This is a genomic window from Paraglaciecola sp., assembly GCF_039964565.1.
In the GTDB taxonomy this organism is placed as follows: domain Bacteria; phylum Pseudomonadota; class Gammaproteobacteria; order Enterobacterales; family Alteromonadaceae; genus Paraglaciecola.
In genome coordinates this window covers 1-16,565 of record NZ_JBDVXF010000003.1, presented here as the reverse complement: position 1 = coordinate 16,565, position 16,565 = coordinate 1, and the positions used below count along the sequence as shown (strand labels likewise).

The following is a 16,565-nucleotide window of genomic DNA, read 5'->3' as shown; positions in this document are numbered from 1 at the left end:
CAAGTATGTTGTTATAGATTAAACCTCAATTTAGCGGAGTGTCTGCTCATGAATAAAAAAACATCAGCGCAACCTAGGTTTGTGCAAATTAAGTCTGCTTTACTTGACAAAATAGAACATGGCGAAATGCGCCCTGGCGACAAAGTTCAATCAGAAAACCAATTGGCAGAGCTTTTTGGTGTGAGCCGAATGACAGCGCGGCGCGCCCTAACTGAACTCGTGACTGAAGGAATTTTAGCGCGCTCCCAAGGCTTAGGTACTTTTGTCTCTGACAGTAGACCCATGAGCTCAATTTTAGAAATACGCAGTATAGACGACGAGATCATCCAGCGTGGGCACCTTTATGCAAATAAAGTGTTAACTGTGGATACAGTGACCGCAACTGAGCAACAATGTGTTTGGTTAGGTGTTGCCACTAATAGTGTGGTGTTTCACACTAAAGTTGTTCATCTGGAAAATGGACTGCCGATTCAATTGGAAGATCGCATAGTAAACCCTGAGTTGGCACCACAATATATCCAACAAAACTTCACTTTGACTACCGCTAATCATTACTTAAGCAAGATTGCCCCGCTCACTGAGGCCGAACATTCTGTTGAAGCCATATTGCCTAACAATGAACTGGCAAACATATTGGACATTGCAACTTCGCAACCCTGTTTGAAAATTAGCCGCCGTACTTATTCAAGCAAAGGTGTGGTCAGTTATGCTCGTTTATATCATCCGGGCAATCGCTATCGAATAGGCGGGTACCTTGATTTTAATCCAACCCCTTAGGAAATTATTATGAATCGTTATGATCCCAGTCGCGTTATCCGCGCACCAAGAGGTACACAGCTCAACGCCAAAAGTTGGCAAACTGAGGCGCCTTTGAGGATGTTAATGAATAACCTTGATGTGGAAGTAGCCGAACATCCTCATAGTTTAGTGGTGTACGGAGGGATTGGGCGCGCCGCAAGAGATTGGCAAAGTTATGACAAAATTGTAGAAGTGCTCAAACGCCTTACTAACGATGAATCGTTATTAATTCAAAGCGGCAAACCTGTTGGGGTATTTCCAACTCACCCAAATGCACCTCGGGTGATTATCGCGAACTCTAACCTTGTACCTCATTGGGCCAATTGGGAGCAATTTAATGAGTTAGATAAACAAGGGTTGATGATGTATGGGCAGATGACGGCAGGCTCTTGGATATACATTGGCTCTCAGGGGATCGTGCAGGGTACGTACGAAACGTTTGTGAGTGTAGCAAAACAACATTTTGATGGTGTTGCTAAAGGTCGCTGGATATTGACTGGCGGTTTGGGTGGTATGGGAGGCGCGCAGCCTTTGGCAGCGACAATGGCTGGCTTTTCAATGTTGGCAGTGGAAGTTGACGAGAGTCGCATCGATTTTCGGATAAAAACTGGTTACTTAGACAAAAAAGCCCAAAGCCTTGACCATGCCATTGAGTTATTAAATCAAGCAAAATCCTCGGGGCAGGCTGTGTCTGTAGGTCTATTGGCCAATGCCGCAGAGGTGTTCCCCGAACTGGCAACTCGCAATATCATTCCAGATGTAGTGACCGACCAAACTAGCGCCCATGATCCTCTGAACGGATACTTACCCAAAGGTTGGAGCTTAGAGCAGGCCGCCAGCAAACGTTTAACTGACGAGTCAGAAGTAGTTAAAGCGGCCAAACACTCAATGGCGCTGCAAGTGCAAGCTATGTTAGCGCTGCAAACTCAAGGCGCGGTGACCCTAGATTACGGTAACAACATCAGGCAAATGGCGTTAGAACAAGGCGTAAGCAACGCTTTTGATTTTCCAGGGTTTGTACCCGCCTACATAAGGCCTTTGTTCTGTCAGGGCATCGGTCCGTTTCGTTGGGTTGCGTTATCTGGGGATCCTCAGGATATCTATAAAACTGATAAAAAGGTGAAGGAATTAATCCCCGATAACTCTCACTTACATCAATGGTTAGATATGGCTAAAGAACGAATTCAGTTCCAAGGTTTGCCAGCGCGTATTTGTTGGGTGGGGTTAGGCGAAAGACAAAAACTCGGCTTAGCCTTTAACGAAATGGTCAGAACAGGCGAACTTTCTGCACCCATAGTGATTGGTCGCGACCACTTAGACTCTGGCTCTGTGGCCTCACCTAACCGAGAAACCGAAGATATGTTAGATGGTTCAGACGCAGTATCCGATTGGCCGTTACTGAATGCGTTGCTCAATACCGCGGGAGGCGCAACTTGGGTAAGTCTGCATCACGGTGGTGGTGTAGGCATGGGCTTTAGCCAACACTCCGGCGTGGTCATTTTGTGCGACGGCACCGAAGAGGCCGATAAACGTATCGCTAGAGTATTACACAACGACCCCGCCACAGGCGTAATGCGTCATGCCGATGCCGGTTATGAAATCGCCAAAGAATGCGCCAGAAATAATCATTTAGACTTGCCTATGCTTGATATTGAAGCTGACGTAGAAGGAAACCAATAATGGAACGTATCGTTATTCAGCCAGGCCAACTCACTTTGTCGCAACTAAGGAATGTGCAACGCAAACATATCCCTATTTCTTTAGCTGAAGATGCTCATGATGCCATCCTAAAAGCCGAACAAGTGGTGTTGAACGTGATTGCTGAAAACCGCACTGTGTATGGCATCAACACCGGTTTTGGTCTGTTAGCGAATACTAAAATAGCCGAGTCAGAGTTAGAACTTTTACAACGTAGCATAGTGTTGTCCCATGCTGCAGGTATTGGCGATTTTATGTCTGAAGACGTGGTACGTTTGTTGTTATTACTCAAAATAAATTCATTATCTCGCGGCTATTCGGGCATTCGTTTGCAAGTTATCGAAGCGCTAATCACGCTCTACAACAAAGAAATATACCCTGCTATTCCAGAAAAAGGCTCAGTAGGAGCCTCGGGCGATTTAGCGCCCCTTGCCCACATGAGTGTGGTGTTACTGGGGGAAGGTGAAGTGATTTATCAAGGCTCTAAAATTTCAGCCGAACATGCACTAAAAATTGCCGGCCTAGAAAAAATTGCCTTAGCACCTAAAGAAGGCTTGGCGTTGCTTAATGGCACTCAAGCCTCAACGGCATTTGCGTTAAAAGGATTGTTTTGTACCGAAAATGCATTAAACAGCAGCATTGCTATAGGCGCGCTCAGTGTAGAAGCCGCACTTGGTTCGCGGGTGCCTTTTGATAAACGTATTCATGAAGCCCGTGGTCATCAAGCGCAAACCGATGTTGCCGCCGCCTATAGAATATTATTAAAAGAATCCGCCATTGGTCACTCACACGACCACTGTGAAAAAGTGCAAGATCCCTATTCACTGCGGTGCCAGCCGCAAGTGATGGGGGCTTGTTTACAACAAATGCGTTATGCAGCTCAAACCCTAGTGGTGGAAGCCAATGGTGTATCAGATAATCCATTGGTGTTTGCCGACAACGGCGACATTCTCTCAGGAGGTAATTTTCATGCTGAAATAGTGGCTATGACAGCAGATATGTTGGCCATAGCGTTATCCGAAATCGGCGCTTTGTCTGAAAGACGAATGGCGTTATTGATTGACTCGCACTTAAGTGGCTTACCCCCCTTTTTAGTTGATAACGGCGGCGTTAACTCGGGCTTTATGATTGCACAAGTTACCAGTGCGGCACTTGCCAGCGAAAACAAGACCCTAGCTCATCCTGCATCGATAGACTCACTACCCACATCGGCGAACCAAGAAGATCATGTCTCTATGGCCACTTTTGCTGGTCGACGTTTATGGGATATCTTTGAAAACGTCGCTGGGATACTGGCCATTGAATGGCTAGCTGCAAGCCAAGGCCTAGACTTCAGAGCACCACTCGAAACCAGCGATAGATTAAAATCGGTGAAGGCTTTATTACGTTCGAAAGTGCCGTTTTATGACAAAGACAGATATTTTTCACCAGACATAGAAAATGCCAAAAAACTGATCGTGAATCGCAGCTTGTTAGATAATGTTGCTATCGACTTGCTTTAATACTTGATTGGCGCAGTTTGCAAAAACTGCGCGCTGTTAACAATGTCTACCTACACCAGCTGAAACTGACTATCCATGCCTTTGTTTCGTAAAGGAATGATGGCTTGATAAGCCTCACTGGAGTACCAATTTTTAGCACTTTGTTTGTCTGGAAATTCAATTACAGCTTTCATCGCGTAAGGTGTTTCGCCATGCAAGTTTTCGATTGGCCCTTTTGCTATAAAATGGCCTCCATAGGTTTCCAGTGTTTTTGATGCTAGCTGGCTGTATTCAGCCATTGTGGTTTTATCTATTGGGTTTAAGTCAACGGTAACTAACGTTTTCATTTCGTTTTCTCCTTAGGTATTGAGTTGACACACTTTAATCACTTAGTTAAAAATGAACAATAACCGTAAAATTAACAGTTTGTTTAAATATATGGACAATGTAAAACTCGCACCTTTACTTTTAATTTTTGTGGAAGTAGCCAAAAGAGAATCGTTTACCGCTGCAGCACAAAAGCTAGGGTTAAGTAAATCTGCCATTAGCCAACAAATAAAACGTTTAGAACAGGCAACAGGCCAACAGTTGTTGATACGTAATACCAGAGGGTTAGCATTAACCGCTGTGGGTAAGTCATTATTGGCGAGGAGTGAGCTGCTTAGCCAGCAACTTAGCCTGACCCTAACTGAATTGAGCAGCGCTAAGGCACAACCTTCAGGTAGCTTTAAAGTCTGCATTCCCCCATTTTTCGAGAAAGATTTTGTGGTGCCGGCGTTAAGGCAGCTGTGTTTGGAATTTCCGCAGCTAACACCCGAGATTGTGGTCTCAGGGAATTGGTTAGATTTAATAGAACATAATCTAGATGCCGCAATTTTTGGAGGTCACATTAAAGACTCAAACTATAGGGCTCTGTCTATTGGTAAGGTGTCTGAAATATTCTGTGCTTCTCGTCGTTATAATAAAGCGCAGGGCCCGCTTAGCAAGATTGAAAATTTGCCTGAGCAAAAGTTTATCGCAACTGCTTGGCAGCATGATGAGCTGCAATTGTTTGATAACAACCTAAAAAATAAACATTTAGTCACGGTTAAACACAGTGCCAAAGTGAATACACTAGTCGCTGCGTTAGAGTGTGTTTTGAATGATATGGGCATCGCCTTATTACCAGAGTTTTTAGTTCAGTCTCATTTAGTTGATGGCTCCATTGAGCGGGTCTTGCCAAAATTAAGAGGCAGAGCATGGCATTTTTACTTTTTACATAAGTATGAAGGCGAAAAACCTATACATATCACTCGATTTTATGAGCTGTTTAGTTATTATTTTACGAAGGCAAATACATAAATACAGGCTCAAAAATTAAGGCTTAGTCATAACATTAATCTACCAAGCCTAGATTAGGATTTTTTGCCAAGTGTTATGTGTAATTTATAGTGAACAAGTGATGTAGACGTTTAGAATGAAAAATGAAGTAGTAATCAGACAAGCGAATGAAGATGACCGAACATTCATTTTTGAGCTTTCACCGTATTTAGCCGAGGTTGCAAAGTTAGATTGGCATAGCGCTGAAGATATTCAAAAAATGCAGGACAACTACATTTCAGAGATGCTTGCAAAAACCTCGGTTCCACATGTTACTTTGATTGTTGAGGTCAAAAAAATCCCATTAGGCTTTGTTCATGTGCGCACACACAAAGATGGAATTAGCGGTGAAACCTGCGGCACGGTGCCTCTTTTGGCTGTATCACCACAATCACAAGGTTTAGGGCTAGGTAAAATACTGATGGAGTCTGCCGAAAAGTGGACTAAAAATCAGGGATGCCGCCTGTTGCACCTTGAAGTATTTGCAAATAATTCTAAGGCCAACGGGTTTTACGAAAAAATCGGCTTTAAACCTGAAATGTTACATTTAGTTAAAAGTATTTAGTCTAATTAAGTGGTTGTGAGCACACTCACTGACAACCACTGTAGCAGCACACACAGGCGTAGCTAGAGGATAATATGTAGGTTACAGATTTGGGCAATTCAATCTTGAAACACTTGGTGTCGGTGTTCGGTATCATTTCAACTAAAACCTCACTTCTGTGCTGGTAGATTAGCGACAATTAGCGTCAGCTAGTAGTGCTAGGTAGCAAAAACACTAGGCAATTCATCTCGAAGAAAATTAGCGAAAGCCGAAACCGCAGGTGGAATACCTTGGCGTGTAGGCATAAGCAAACTGATTTCTGCATTGCCTGCGGTCCAATCAGGCAAAACTCGAACGAGTCGTTTAACTCGTAGATCGTCTCGACAGGTGTAAAGCGGTAAACCTACAATGCCTAATCCTGATGAAGCGGCTTGTTTTAGGGTCACCATGTCTTCACTGCATAAACGTGGGCGGTAGGTTTTCGAAAAAGTTGAGCCATCGTTAGCTTGTAAAACCCAATGACCGTTTTCATGCTGCCAGCCGAGTTTTAAGCCTGCGTGCCCTTCTAAATCTTCAGGAGTGAGTGGGGTACCGGTGCTCTCAAGATAGCTTGGTGAAGCAAGTAATCCCCATGTAATAGTTGCTAAACGTCTTTGAATTAAGGTTGAGTCAGGTAGCGGCTGGCTGTGGCCACGAATAGCCATGTCCAACCCACTTTCAATCAGGTCAACTGCTTGGTTGGTGACTTGCTGAATAATTTCTACTTCGGGGTTGTCTTTGAGAAAACGTACAATCAATTGAGACAGCGCGAACTGTGCCATGCCTACCGAACAAGATACTCGAACTTTTCCTGCCAATGTTGCGGATTGTCGTGCAATTACTGCATTCGCTGCCTCGATTTCATCTACCGCTTTACGGGCATGATGATAAAAAGCTTCACCCACATCAGTCACTTTAAAGTTGCGGGAAGTGCGTTGAATTAGTCGTACTCCTAGCCGTTCTTCGAGCTGGCTTATATGCCGGCTTAGGCGGGATTTAGGAATATTCAACGCTCTCCCTGCTGAAGCAAAGCCCTTTTTCTCCACCACATGAACGAAAAAGAAATAACCATTCATATCCATCAGTCACCTCGATAGTATTGTCTTTATCGTTTCAATTATAGAACGATAAGTTCATTTTTTGCTACTTTTCAAAGTTATCGTTCTAAACAATACTAATCATCAATGACATTACAGACAACTTGGAGATAAGTATGAACCTACCTATACAACAATCTACGCAGCGTGGAGAATTTCAAATTAGCCAGCAAGTAACGGGCAAGCCTCTGATTCTTGGCAGCGGATTTGATGCGCTGAGCTTTAAACACGACCAATTCCAAGGCTTAATGGATCCTTTGGTTATGATGGATCACTATACAATGAGCAGCCCTACCTTTGGTGCTCACCCCCATGCAGGTATTTCAGCTTTGTCGATTCTATTTGAGGACAGCGAGGGGGTATTTAACAACCGCGATTCTCTCGGCAATAATATTGACCTACTCCCTGGTGATAGCTACTGGCTTAAAGCGGGTAGTGGAGCGGTTCATGATGAAAAACCCACCCTAGGGTCAAAAACTCATGGTCTGCAAATTTTCGTTAATTTGCCTAAACTTCATAAACATGATGCACCCGCTGCATTACACGTGCCTTCGCACGCTATTCCCATAATAAGCGGAGAGGGTTATCGGGTCCGCGTGGTCTTTGGAGAAAGCAATGGCATACACGGGGCGACATCCCCAGCGCTACCTTTTACTGCATTGGATGCGTTTTTGGAAGACCAAGCTGAATATTCTCACCAAGTAGCTGGCAAGCAGTCCTTAGTGGTATACGCCGTAAGTGGCGATATTGATATCAAGCTAGGGGATCAGACGCTTCACCTGCCACAACAACGAGCCATCGCCATACAAGTGGGAGAGGTTGATCAGCTTCTAAGTTTCGTTAGCACTCAAAGGGCACACTTTGTGATTTTACAGGGTACACCCATCAATGAGCAGTTCATTCAAAAAGGACCGTTTGTGATGAGCAACATCAATGAACTTCAGCAGGTAAGCGCCGCATACGAGGCCGGATTGTTGGGAAGTATTTCTGAGTAAGTCGTGAAACATAAGAAGCGTTTCCAATGCATGGATTAGCTCATTACTGGTATTTACTAGTTGCCATATTCTGATAGAGCGGATTCATCAAGGCTGGACAGTGCGGGTTCATCAAGACTGAACAGTGCGGCCAGCCAATTTCTTTCAACGATGATTGGTTAATTTTATATTGCACTTAGCAACAAATAGTTTAGGTCAATGTATAGGCTTATAAGGGGTTATCATGATAAGCAGAAAGTATTCTCACTATGTGTTTGTGGCCACCATGGCGATGGGTATGACTTTAGTTTTATCCTTTGTGGCCACCGCCAACAATGAAGGTTTCTCAAGCCTGTTTGTATTTGCATGGTTACGCACTATCGGTTGGAGCTTTTGTATTGCATTTCCCACTGCATTATTGATGCAGCCTTTAGCTAAATGGGTCACCGAAATCTTGGTCACTTAGTTTTTGGATCGTATGTACAACAGGGCGGTAATTTAACGCCCTTGCAACTCCAATGGATGGTTGCGTCAATTTTACTTGGTTTTTTGTGCTGAAGGTTGCACTAACATGAGTTGCGATGACATTTTGCTAGCAAAGCGCTCATTGGCGAGTTCTGTGAGATGAAACTTGTCATCTTCAGTAGCGGTAAATGACACTTTGCAATCTATTTTGCTGCAGCTAAAAACAATAAATATTGAAGCAAATTCAGTGCTTTGCATGATTGCTTCAACTTGGTCAACAACCATGGATAAGGTTATATTATTATCGAGTAACACTCTAGACCCGAATCCAAGAGGAATTTCATAGCTAATTAACGTATTCGCTGTAGTAGAGGTTTTGTATGAGTCGTTTGTTAGATTACTTCGTTTATACAGCTCGTCACTTTTGCTGAGTAGCATATGATCTGTCAAAAACATGCTCAAGAATATGAGTGCTAACGCGGCTACGTAAAACCCGCTGGTACCAATAATTAAGTCTTTTTTGTCAAATCCATCAAAAAAGCGCATACATAATCCCCGTATTATTATTTTAATTTGCTTTGGGCATGTTGGTGTATTTTATTGGAAACGGATACTAGCACAAAAAATTTAAAGATCGAATTTTAACCAATTTGTGCTTTTCGGTTTGATACCTCACTCAAATGTTAGCTCGTAAAGTTAGGTAGTTGTCAGGACCAAATTATTTATAGGGGCCTCAAATGGGCAATGAATGGGATGGATATACACAAGGCTAGGAGCAATATTCCTTAGCCCTGAAATACGTCAATAGTTATTCAGATGTAATACTCAAAGTGAGGTAGTTGATATTTTAGCATCTACCCCTCCTTGTGAATCGTTAACCCAGAACGTAATTGCTTAGTTCTGGGTATTCACGACTTCTAGTCTTTAAATTGATTACGCTTTTTTAGACCAAGAAAACTGTTCAAAAGGTTTATCTACAGGGGTATTTCCAATGTGATTGGTGTAGTTACTGATCACTTTTTGAGAAAGCCCCAATATGATTTCTAGCACCTGTTGTTCACCATAACCAGCCGCGTAAAAACTATCTAGTTCTTGTTGGGAAACATTGCCACGATTGCGCACTATGCTCAATGTCATATCAAACAATGCTTGTAACTTAGGGGTAGGCATAGGTTCTTGATTACGTAATGCTTCGATTAGCGCTGAGTCAACTTTCATAGAGTGTGCTATGCCGGTATGTGCTGGAACACAATAATGACACTCATGCTCAACATTGATACCTTGCCATACTACAGTCAGTTCTTCTTCATCAAATGAGGTATCCATGAATAATTGATGTAACTTTTGATAGGCATCCAGGGTTTGTGGAGAGCTGGCTAACACCCCGTGTAAATTAGGTACCATGCCAAATGCTTTAAGAGAACCTTCTAGAAGTGGCTTACTTGCTTCAGGTGCTGATTCGATAGATTGAATAGTTAATGTTGTCATCTTTACTTCCTCAATTTTAAGTTAATTTTCTGGTGCGGCTTCAAGGTTTTTGACCACTAAATTCTATTGATGATAAATAGATCTTATCTCTGAAAACCCTTACCGTACCAATCGGTATCAAATTATTGGATTGCATTGTACCGATTGGTACGGTAAAGTCAATGCTGGGTCGAAATTAATCCAGTTGGTGTATTTAACTCGACTAAGTGGCTGACATAACTTTATGTTTTAACTGATAAAAGTAGATTGATTGAAATGAAAATAAATATTGCATTTGATGTTTACGGCACGCTAATTGACACACAAGGTGTGTTAAATCTGTTATCGAATTTTGTCGACAAAAAAGCACAGTTGTTTTCTGAAACATGGCGAGCCAAACAATTGGAGTATTCTTTTCGAAGAGGGTTGATGAAGCGATATGAGCACTTTTCGATTTGCACTAAAGACGCTCTTAATTACACCTGTGCTGCATTAAAAGTAGCCTTAAGCGATTCTCAAAAACAACAGCTTTTAGACAGCTACCTGTGTTTACCCGCTTTTAGTGATATCAAAACGGCCTTGCCGCAATTAGCAGAAAATTATCAGTTAGTGGCGTTTTCAAACGGCGATGCGCAATCGGTTAATACCCTTTTGGACAATGCCGGTCTTTTGGAATATTTCAGTGATGTGGTAAGCGCTGACGAAATTAGTACGTTTAAACCTAGCCCAGAAATTTACCAACATTTATTAGATAGAGTTAATTCAAGTGCCGAACATACTTGGTTAGTATCGAGCAATGCATTTGATGTGATTGGTGCCAAATCTCATGGGATGAGAGCGGCATGGGTAAAACGTAGTGAAGATGCAGTGTTTGATCCTTGGGAAATCGAGCCTAATGTTGTAATAAACTGTCTCGATAACTTATTACAACATCTAAACAAGTAAAACTATTGCAAACCTATGCCCGTAAGAATGTTATCTATTGATTGCCCAAGCTCTGATTGGTTTACACCAGAACGTGCCATAGTGGCGGTGCCTTTGAGCATAGTGTACAAACTCAGGCTGTTGATATGTGCATTTTTATCTAAGCCTAACTCAATTGCTTCGGGATCTTCAGTGAATAAGTCTGTATACAACTTCATGGGTAAACTTTCGGCTTCAACCAAAATCTGCTCAGCCTCTTGAGGAATCACCCCGCTGACCAATTCGGATTGACATAGCACCAAGTAACACCCTTTAGCCTGCTCAGAACCACACTGCATCTCGAGTATCGACATCATATGATTTTTTAAGCGTTGCTTTAACGGGACCCCTTGTTCAAATAATACGTCCATATGGGACTTCATTTTTGTCTCAAGATAGCGCTGAGTCGTTTTGACAAACAAAGATTCTTTATTGCCAAAAGCGCGGTACATACTCGGTTTACTGATGTCCATACTTTGAGTCAAATCCATTAGCGATGTACCGATGTAACCTTTCTGCCAAAACACATGCATGGCAGCATCCAAGGCTACTTCAGAATCAAACTCTCGTTTACGACCACTTGCCATATTGTTCACCAGTAAAGTACTCAAAGTTAAATTATACCATTCGGTATACAAAAATAAAGTCATGGATAACGACTTTGCTGAATATACAAGATAGTGGTGCCGATTTGATTGTGTGGCAGAGAGTAAGTGTCTGGATAAGTGTTTAGTAAAGCTATTTCCGTTTGTATTTACTTAATGAGTTCGAACAGAAAATGTGTGAAGTTTGATGTGACAATCACTAAACACATAAAATACAAACCACTAAAAAAATAGGCAATATTGTTTGCTGTTGGTTGCATTTGCTTTGTTTTATGGGACTGAGAAGTATAGCTATCGGTGCCAGAGATATTCGATAGAAACTCTCTAAGTTCATTAGACATATTATTAAAGATGTCAGGAGGTATCTGAGTTTGCTGATGGCCGTGTTGTAAACGAATGCCCTCTATAGCGCACACGTGTATGACACTTTGTAAGTCGCTAATTAATTGGCTCCTGGCTGTTGCAGGCCAAAATAAGCAACTTATTTGTAGCAGTTTTACCTTGAGATTTTCAAACTGTTTAGCTTTTGCATATTCATAACCTAACAATAGTTGTGCGTCATCATTTTTTAGCGAGCGGGTTATGGCAGAAGATAACAATAATTTAGGAATAAACAGCCCAACATTGATCAAGGTTGGCTGGGGTATTTCGACAATGGTAGCCTGAGCCCAATATGGGTTATTAGCGTCCTGATTGGGTGTGAGTCGAAGTAAACTATCGATGCGCTCTTGCAATCTGTTTTGGTGAATTTTGATAAAAACAGTACATACCCCAATAAACCCAATAACAAAAAAAGCAAACAGTAAATTCAGCAAAGCGGGATCGATAACGGCGGGAATATGCGCGGCACAATTGCTGCTGTGACAGTGCTCAAAAACAAACGGCAAACTCGGCGAGTGGGACAACGACAACCAAACACTCACAACTAGCGTAGCCAATACGGCACAAAACCCATGAAAAAATAAGTAGCCACTTTTTAAGGGATAGGGCTGGATGTATCGGCGATGCGCTAAAAATATTCCAGAGGTAATTAACGAGCTCACTAAAAAAATACAGCATGCAATGGCGAACAAGGACGCAAATTGCATAAACGAAGCGAAGATTGTCTCAATCGTCATTGCTATTACTTGTATGAACTAAGTTGAGTTCGTTACCAAGAGTGTGTAACAGATCTCGGTGACCCTTATTGTTTTTGGATTTTAGAAAAGTAAAAATACCCGACATAATTGCGCTGTCGTCCCCTTCTCCTAAGGCGTCACTAATTTCAGTTATTAAACTACTGATCACTTCTTGTTTTGAATAGGCTGCTTTGTAAATAAAAGCCTTTCCTTGTTTATTGCGACTCAGCAAGTTCTTTTTCCAAAGCCTTTCTATGGTGCTTTGAATCGTATTAATACTGATAACATCCTGTGGTGTTTCAGATTGGTCCTTCAAAATTTTGTGAATATCTGTGGCACTTAAAGTAGTGGCTTCGCTACGCCAAAACAATCTCAAGGTGTCTATTTCGCGCTGGCCTAGCACAGGGGCAGTTAACGGCGCTTTTGATGTGGGCATATTTTTATTATTCATATTTTTCACCGAGGCCTTATCGGTTTTTAAACTGCATGGTTAACTAGCCCTAAATGTAGCTTGTAGAAGCAATGCGGGATAAAAAAGGCAAATAAATGAAAAACACAAATCTGGTTCCTTTTAAGTTAAATAAGCCATATGTTGCTGTGATCTATAGTGTTTTGTGTGGCTTAGGTTCGTTTCCAGTGTTAGCTCAACAAACTGAGCGGGACGGATCAACAGAAGCCGCCAGTATAGAAAAAATTGAGATTCAAGGCAAAGCCGCTAGCCTGATTGGTGAAGCGATTTCTGCTTCTGAAGGCATAATAGGGCAACAAGAAATCCTAAATAGGCCGATGTTACGCAGCGGCGAAATTTTAGAACTAGTGCCCGGTATGGTGGTGACACAACACAGCGGAACAGGCAAAGCCAACCAATATTTTTTACGGGGTTTTAACCTTGACCACGGAACTGATTTTGCGACAGCAATCGACAATATGCCTATCAACATGCGTACTCATGGGCATGGCCAAGGCTACACCGATTTAAATTTTATCATCCCAGAAACGATTAATACCATCACCTTTAAGAAAGGTGCTTATTATGGCCAAGTCGGTGATTTTAGTGGCGCCGGTGCAGCAGATTTTCATACTGTTAATCAACGGCAAACTACGCAACTTGCCACTACCTTGGGTGAAGACAATTTCCAAAGATATTTATTGGCTGGTGGGCTAGCTATGGACGACGACCATCTAAATTACGCGATTGAATATAATCGTTATGATGGCCCCTGGACAGACATTGAAGAAGACCTTAGCAAAACCAATGTGTTTTTAAGCTACAACACTAAGCTTAATAATGGCGACCTAAAACTGACTTTTATGGGGTACGACAACTCATGGAACAGTGCCGATCAAATTCCGCATCGGGCCGTAACCGCTGGCATTATAGATGAACTAGGCTCCCTCGATACTAGTTTAGGGGGCAACAGTAGTCGCTATAGCATCAATGCTGCATGGAAAAACCAGAACCTTCAGGCTTCCGCTTATCTTATTGATTATGATTTAAATCTTTGGTCAAACTTTACCTACTTTTTAGATAACCCCACAACAGGGGATCAATTTGAACAAGTCGACAGGCGGCAAATTTACGGCGGCCATATAAGTTATACCAGCTTTGCAAACTGGCGAGGAAAGCCTATTTCCAATGAATTTGGTGCGCAAGCACGTATCGACGATATTGACGAGGTAGGCTTATTTCAAACCCAACAAAGGCAACGACTAGGTGCAATCAGAAATGATGCGGTGACTGAAAGCAGCCTAGGGTTTTATTGGCAAAACAATATTATTTGGAATGATTCCATTAAAACAATTGTAAGTGCGCGCTACGATTTCTTTGATTTTGATGTGCGCAGTAATATCGATACCAATATCAATGATGTCGACTTAAGCACAAACAAAGGAACCGAAGATGCCGGAAATGTGGCGTTAAAAGCCAATGTTATTTACACTTTTAGTGAAAACTGGGAAGGGTACCTGTCTGCAGGGCAAGGGTTTCACTCTAATGACGCTAGAGGCACCATAGTGCAGCTTGACCCTAATTCTGGAGAGTCTATTGCGCCAGTCGATCCTATTGTTGATTCCATTGGTTACGAACTAGGACTGCGTGGCAATTTATCCCAACGGATAAATGTTTCAATGTCTATTTGGCAGCTTAAATTAGACAGTGAACTACTCTTTGTTGGTGACGCTGGAAATACCGAGCCCAGTGACGCTTCGACACGCTCCGGCGTTGAGTTAACTGGTTATTACAGTATTGCTGACGCATTTAGCTTTGATTTTGAATACGCCTATACCCACGCAGAGTTTGATGAACTACCTAAAAACGCTAATCACATACCAGGAGCGCTAGAACACGTACTGCAAACAGGGTTAAGTTATCAACCACAACATGGATGGTTTGCCGCAGCAAGGTTACGTTATTTCTCTGACCGCCCCTTAGTTGAAGACGGCAGTATGACATCTGACGATTCGAAAATAGTGAACCTAAATGTTGGTTACAAGTTCTCGCAACTCACCTTAAAGTTAGATGTATTGAACGCCCTTGATAGTAATGATCACGATATTGATTATTACTACGCCAGCCGCTTTGCCAACGAACCAGTTGATAGCGCTACCGAAGACTTGCACTATCACGTACTTGAACCAAGAACCGTGCGTTTGTCTGCCGTTTATAGGTTTTAGTTGGTAGGCAATAGATGGCAAAAGCTCACTTTTGTAAATAAAAGTAAGAGTGCCTTTCGGCACTCTTTACTGTTTTTATATACAGATTTGGTTCTCTGTCCGTATATATGCAAGATCTTGTGCAACTGCGGCATTTCTGCAACTAATGTAATTGAGTATGTGTAAAAAACCTTTACGTTGTAATAACTTGCCTGGTGTGATTAGAATAAGTGAAATTTTATATACGGAAACTAGCCGTGTTTAAACACGGGTGTTTGCGTGTTATTAATAGTGGTAGCGAAGTTGCGCTATTAGGATTGCATCTTCCTGATATTTATAAACGAGCCTATGTTCATCATTGATTCTGCGAGACCAATAACCTGAAAGGGCATGTTTTAAAGGTTCTGGCTTACCAAGTCCTTCGTAAGGTTCACGCTGAATATCTTTTATTAATGTATTAATCCGCTTTAAGATCTTTTTATCCGTAGTTTGCCAATACAGATATTGTTCCCATGCTTTCGTTGAGAAGGTTAACTTCATTCAAGCAATTCTCTTGGGGTTCCATTCCCAGCCTCTAACTCAGCGATCGATTCTATTAAGGCTCTCGCGTTCGCGGGTGATCTGAGTAGGTAGGTTGTTTCTTGCATTGCTTCATAATCATCTAATGACATCATCACAACAGGGCTTTCGCTCTTTCGTGTAATTATTACTGGAGCATGGTCATCGCATACTTTTTCCATCGTTTTCGCTAGATTTGCTCGTGCAGCTGTATAACTCATTGCTTCCATTTTTCTGTGCCTGTACTTTATTCTGTACAACAAAGTATAATTAAACATAACAAACAAATCAACAAGGACTGTAAATGTTTGGCTCGCCTTACTTCGTTCGTTAGTATAGTCAAATATTTTTAGCCTCTTATTTGGGTGTTGGTATGACTCCCCACGTCAAGTAAAACGTAACAACCTTGCCTGATCTTGTAAGCCTATTTAGTTGTCTCAAATAAATTGAGTTAACGCATCGAGTGAAGCAAGTAAATTCGTCGGTTGTCTTGCTGATATTCGTGGATTATTCACCTTCGATGAACAGCGCCTACCTTACTTATTCCGTCCCGCGTCGGTCACCGATGACACCTGTCTTCAGTCTATGTTCGTGGTTCAATAATGAATAAACACTATTGCCATCCTAACGCCCTCGGTGATTGTGCCACAGCCGATGCTTGACCCAATGCATTAACTCAAACTCTTCTCTCATGCAGGCACCCTTGATAAACGTAGTTTTGGGTTGACCTGCGGCAATACGATTTCT

At 42.2% G+C, this 16,565-nt stretch carries 18 protein-coding genes; 9 read left to right on the top strand and 9 right to left on the bottom strand.

Annotation, left to right across the window (positions count from 1 at the left end; genetic code table 11):
* The first annotated feature begins 48 nt into the window (after window positions 1-48).
* The 3 genes from hutC to hutH are packed head-to-tail and all read left to right on the top strand — an operon-like array spanning window position 49 to window position 3,998.
* On the top strand, window positions 49-777 hold the full coding sequence (hutC, locus tag ABJK37_RS00655; RefSeq protein ID WP_348349047.1) for a histidine utilization repressor: 729 nt from the start codon (window positions 49-51) through the stop codon (window positions 775-777).
* A 9-nt stretch (window positions 778-786) separates the two neighbouring features.
* On the top strand, window positions 787-2,478 hold the full coding sequence (gene hutU / locus ABJK37_RS00650; RefSeq protein ID WP_348349045.1) for a urocanate hydratase: 1,692 nt from the start codon (window positions 787-789) through the stop codon (window positions 2,476-2,478).
* Window positions 2,478-3,998: a histidine ammonia-lyase gene (gene hutH / locus ABJK37_RS00645; protein ID WP_348349043.1), complete on the top strand. Its 1,521-nt coding sequence runs from the start codon at window positions 2,478-2,480 to the stop codon at window positions 3,996-3,998. Before hutU ends, hutH begins: the two co-directional genes overlap by 1 nt.
* A gap of 50 nt (window positions 3,999-4,048) precedes the next feature.
* Here hutH and ABJK37_RS00640 read toward each other — a convergent pair whose 3' ends face one another.
* On the bottom strand, window positions 4,049-4,324 hold the full coding sequence (locus ABJK37_RS00640; RefSeq protein WP_348349041.1) for a DUF1330 domain-containing protein: 276 nt from the start codon (window positions 4,322-4,324) through the stop codon (window positions 4,049-4,051).
* A gap of 52 nt (window positions 4,325-4,376) precedes the next feature.
* Here ABJK37_RS00640 and ABJK37_RS00635 point away from each other — a divergent pair, with 52 nt between their 5' ends.
* On the top strand, window positions 4,377-5,318 hold the full coding sequence (locus ABJK37_RS00635) for a LysR family transcriptional regulator (protein WP_348349039.1): 942 nt from the start codon (window positions 4,377-4,379) through the stop codon (window positions 5,316-5,318).
* 115 nt (window positions 5,319-5,433) lie between these two features.
* The gene (locus ABJK37_RS00630) at window positions 5,434-5,901 is read left to right on the top strand and encodes a GNAT family N-acetyltransferase (protein ID WP_348349037.1); all 468 of its coding nucleotides are present in this window, start codon (window positions 5,434-5,436) and stop codon (window positions 5,899-5,901) included.
* Between the two features lie 197 nt (window positions 5,902-6,098).
* On the opposite strand, the gene ABJK37_RS00625 is transcribed toward ABJK37_RS00630, so the two are convergent.
* Window positions 6,099-6,995: a LysR substrate-binding domain-containing protein gene (locus ABJK37_RS00625; RefSeq protein WP_348349035.1), complete on the bottom strand. Its 897-nt coding sequence runs from the start codon at window positions 6,993-6,995 to the stop codon at window positions 6,099-6,101.
* 137 nt (window positions 6,996-7,132) lie between these two features.
* On the opposite strand from ABJK37_RS00625, the gene ABJK37_RS00620 reads away from it, so the two are divergent.
* Both ABJK37_RS00620 and ABJK37_RS00615 read left to right on the top strand, forming a co-directional pair.
* Complete coding sequence (locus ABJK37_RS00620; protein WP_348349033.1) at window positions 7,133-8,011, top strand: pirin-like C-terminal cupin domain-containing protein; 879 nt, start codon at window positions 7,133-7,135, stop codon at window positions 8,009-8,011.
* Window positions 8,012-8,234: 223 nt separating this feature from the next.
* The gene (locus tag ABJK37_RS00615; protein WP_348349031.1) at window positions 8,235-8,456 is read left to right on the top strand and encodes a DUF2798 domain-containing protein; all 222 of its coding nucleotides are present in this window, start codon (window positions 8,235-8,237) and stop codon (window positions 8,454-8,456) included.
* Between the two features lie 71 nt (window positions 8,457-8,527).
* Here ABJK37_RS00615 and ABJK37_RS00610 read toward each other — a convergent pair whose 3' ends face one another.
* Window positions 8,528-9,001: a hypothetical protein gene (locus tag ABJK37_RS00610; protein WP_348349029.1), complete on the bottom strand. Its 474-nt coding sequence runs from the start codon at window positions 8,999-9,001 to the stop codon at window positions 8,528-8,530.
* Window positions 9,002-9,388: 387 nt separating this feature from the next.
* Entirely contained in the window at window positions 9,389-9,943 is a 555-nt protein-coding gene (locus ABJK37_RS00605; protein WP_348349027.1) for a carboxymuconolactone decarboxylase family protein, read from the bottom strand.
* 255 nt (window positions 9,944-10,198) lie between these two features.
* On the opposite strand from ABJK37_RS00605, the gene ABJK37_RS00600 reads away from it, so the two are divergent.
* Window positions 10,199-10,867 carry a haloacid dehalogenase type II gene (locus ABJK37_RS00600; RefSeq protein ID WP_348349025.1) on the top strand — a complete coding sequence of 223 codons (669 nt, stop codon included), beginning with the start codon at window positions 10,199-10,201 and terminating at the stop codon, window positions 10,865-10,867.
* Between the two features lie 2 nt (window positions 10,868-10,869).
* Here ABJK37_RS00600 and ABJK37_RS00595 read toward each other — a convergent pair whose 3' ends face one another.
* The 3 genes from ABJK37_RS00595 to ABJK37_RS00585 form a co-directional block, all read right to left on the bottom strand.
* Complete coding sequence (locus tag ABJK37_RS00595) at window positions 10,870-11,535, bottom strand: TetR/AcrR family transcriptional regulator (RefSeq protein ID WP_348349023.1); 666 nt, start codon at window positions 11,533-11,535, stop codon at window positions 10,870-10,872.
* A 104-nt stretch (window positions 11,536-11,639) separates the two neighbouring features.
* Window positions 11,640-12,608 (bottom strand): hypothetical protein, encoded by a 969-nt coding sequence (locus tag ABJK37_RS00590; protein ID WP_348349021.1) that lies wholly within the window; start codon window positions 12,606-12,608, stop codon window positions 11,640-11,642.
* Entirely contained in the window at window positions 12,598-13,059 is a 462-nt protein-coding gene (locus ABJK37_RS00585) for a BlaI/MecI/CopY family transcriptional regulator (RefSeq protein ID WP_348349019.1), read from the bottom strand. The genes ABJK37_RS00590 and ABJK37_RS00585 overlap by 11 nt, the downstream gene beginning before the upstream one ends.
* 95 nt (window positions 13,060-13,154) lie before the next feature.
* On the opposite strand from ABJK37_RS00585, the gene ABJK37_RS00580 reads away from it, so the two are divergent.
* Window positions 13,155-15,281: a TonB-dependent receptor gene (locus ABJK37_RS00580; protein WP_348349017.1), complete on the top strand. Its 2,127-nt coding sequence runs from the start codon at window positions 13,155-13,157 to the stop codon at window positions 15,279-15,281.
* Window positions 15,282-15,545: 264 nt separating this feature from the next.
* On the opposite strand, the gene ABJK37_RS00575 is transcribed toward ABJK37_RS00580, so the two are convergent.
* Entirely contained in the window at window positions 15,546-15,800 is a 255-nt protein-coding gene (locus ABJK37_RS00575; protein ID WP_348349015.1) for a Txe/YoeB family addiction module toxin, read from the bottom strand.
* Window positions 15,797-16,048, bottom strand: a complete 252-nt coding sequence (locus tag ABJK37_RS00570) for a type II toxin-antitoxin system prevent-host-death family antitoxin (protein ID WP_348349013.1) — start codon at window positions 16,046-16,048, stop codon at window positions 15,797-15,799. The genes ABJK37_RS00575 and ABJK37_RS00570 overlap by 4 nt, the downstream gene beginning before the upstream one ends.
* Window positions 16,049-16,565: the final 517 nt, after the last annotated feature.

Excerpts from the sequence above, each read along its gene's own strand:
- ABJK37_RS00610 (WP_348349029.1), bottom strand. The coding sequence starts at position 9,001 with ATGCGCTTTTTTGATGGATTTGACAAAAAAGACTTAATTATTGGTACC.
- ABJK37_RS00580 (WP_348349017.1), top strand. The coding sequence starts at position 13,155 with ATGAAAAACACAAATCTGGTTCCTTTTAAGTTAAATAAGCCATATGTT.
- ABJK37_RS00595 (WP_348349023.1), bottom strand. The coding sequence starts at position 11,535 with ATGACTTTATTTTTGTATACCGAATGGTATAATTTAACTTTGAGTACT.
- hutH (WP_348349043.1), top strand. The coding sequence starts at position 2,478 with ATGGAACGTATCGTTATTCAGCCAGGCCAACTCACTTTGTCGCAACTA.
- ABJK37_RS00585 (WP_348349019.1), bottom strand. The coding sequence starts at position 13,059 with ATGAATAATAAAAATATGCCCACATCAAAAGCGCCGTTAACTGCCCCT.
- ABJK37_RS00570 (WP_348349013.1), bottom strand. The coding sequence starts at position 16,048 with ATGGAAGCAATGAGTTATACAGCTGCACGAGCAAATCTAGCGAAAACG.
- ABJK37_RS00605 (WP_348349027.1), bottom strand. The coding sequence starts at position 9,943 with ATGACAACATTAACTATTCAATCTATCGAATCAGCACCTGAAGCAAGT.
- ABJK37_RS00590 (WP_348349021.1), bottom strand. The coding sequence starts at position 12,608 with ATGACGATTGAGACAATCTTCGCTTCGTTTATGCAATTTGCGTCCTTG.
- ABJK37_RS00600 (WP_348349025.1), top strand. The coding sequence starts at position 10,199 with ATGAAAATAAATATTGCATTTGATGTTTACGGCACGCTAATTGACACA.
- hutU (WP_348349045.1), top strand. The coding sequence starts at position 787 with ATGAATCGTTATGATCCCAGTCGCGTTATCCGCGCACCAAGAGGTACA.
- ABJK37_RS00625 (WP_348349035.1), bottom strand. The coding sequence starts at position 6,995 with ATGAATGGTTATTTCTTTTTCGTTCATGTGGTGGAGAAAAAGGGCTTT.
- ABJK37_RS00615 (WP_348349031.1), top strand. The coding sequence starts at position 8,235 with ATGATAAGCAGAAAGTATTCTCACTATGTGTTTGTGGCCACCATGGCG.
- ABJK37_RS00575 (WP_348349015.1), bottom strand. The coding sequence starts at position 15,800 with ATGAAGTTAACCTTCTCAACGAAAGCATGGGAACAATATCTGTATTGG.
- ABJK37_RS00630 (WP_348349037.1), top strand. The coding sequence starts at position 5,434 with ATGAAAAATGAAGTAGTAATCAGACAAGCGAATGAAGATGACCGAACA.
- hutC (WP_348349047.1), top strand. The coding sequence starts at position 49 with ATGAATAAAAAAACATCAGCGCAACCTAGGTTTGTGCAAATTAAGTCT.
- ABJK37_RS00635 (WP_348349039.1), top strand. The coding sequence starts at position 4,377 with ATGAACAATAACCGTAAAATTAACAGTTTGTTTAAATATATGGACAAT.
- ABJK37_RS00640 (WP_348349041.1), bottom strand. The coding sequence starts at position 4,324 with ATGAAAACGTTAGTTACCGTTGACTTAAACCCAATAGATAAAACCACA.
- ABJK37_RS00620 (WP_348349033.1), top strand. The coding sequence starts at position 7,133 with ATGAACCTACCTATACAACAATCTACGCAGCGTGGAGAATTTCAAATT.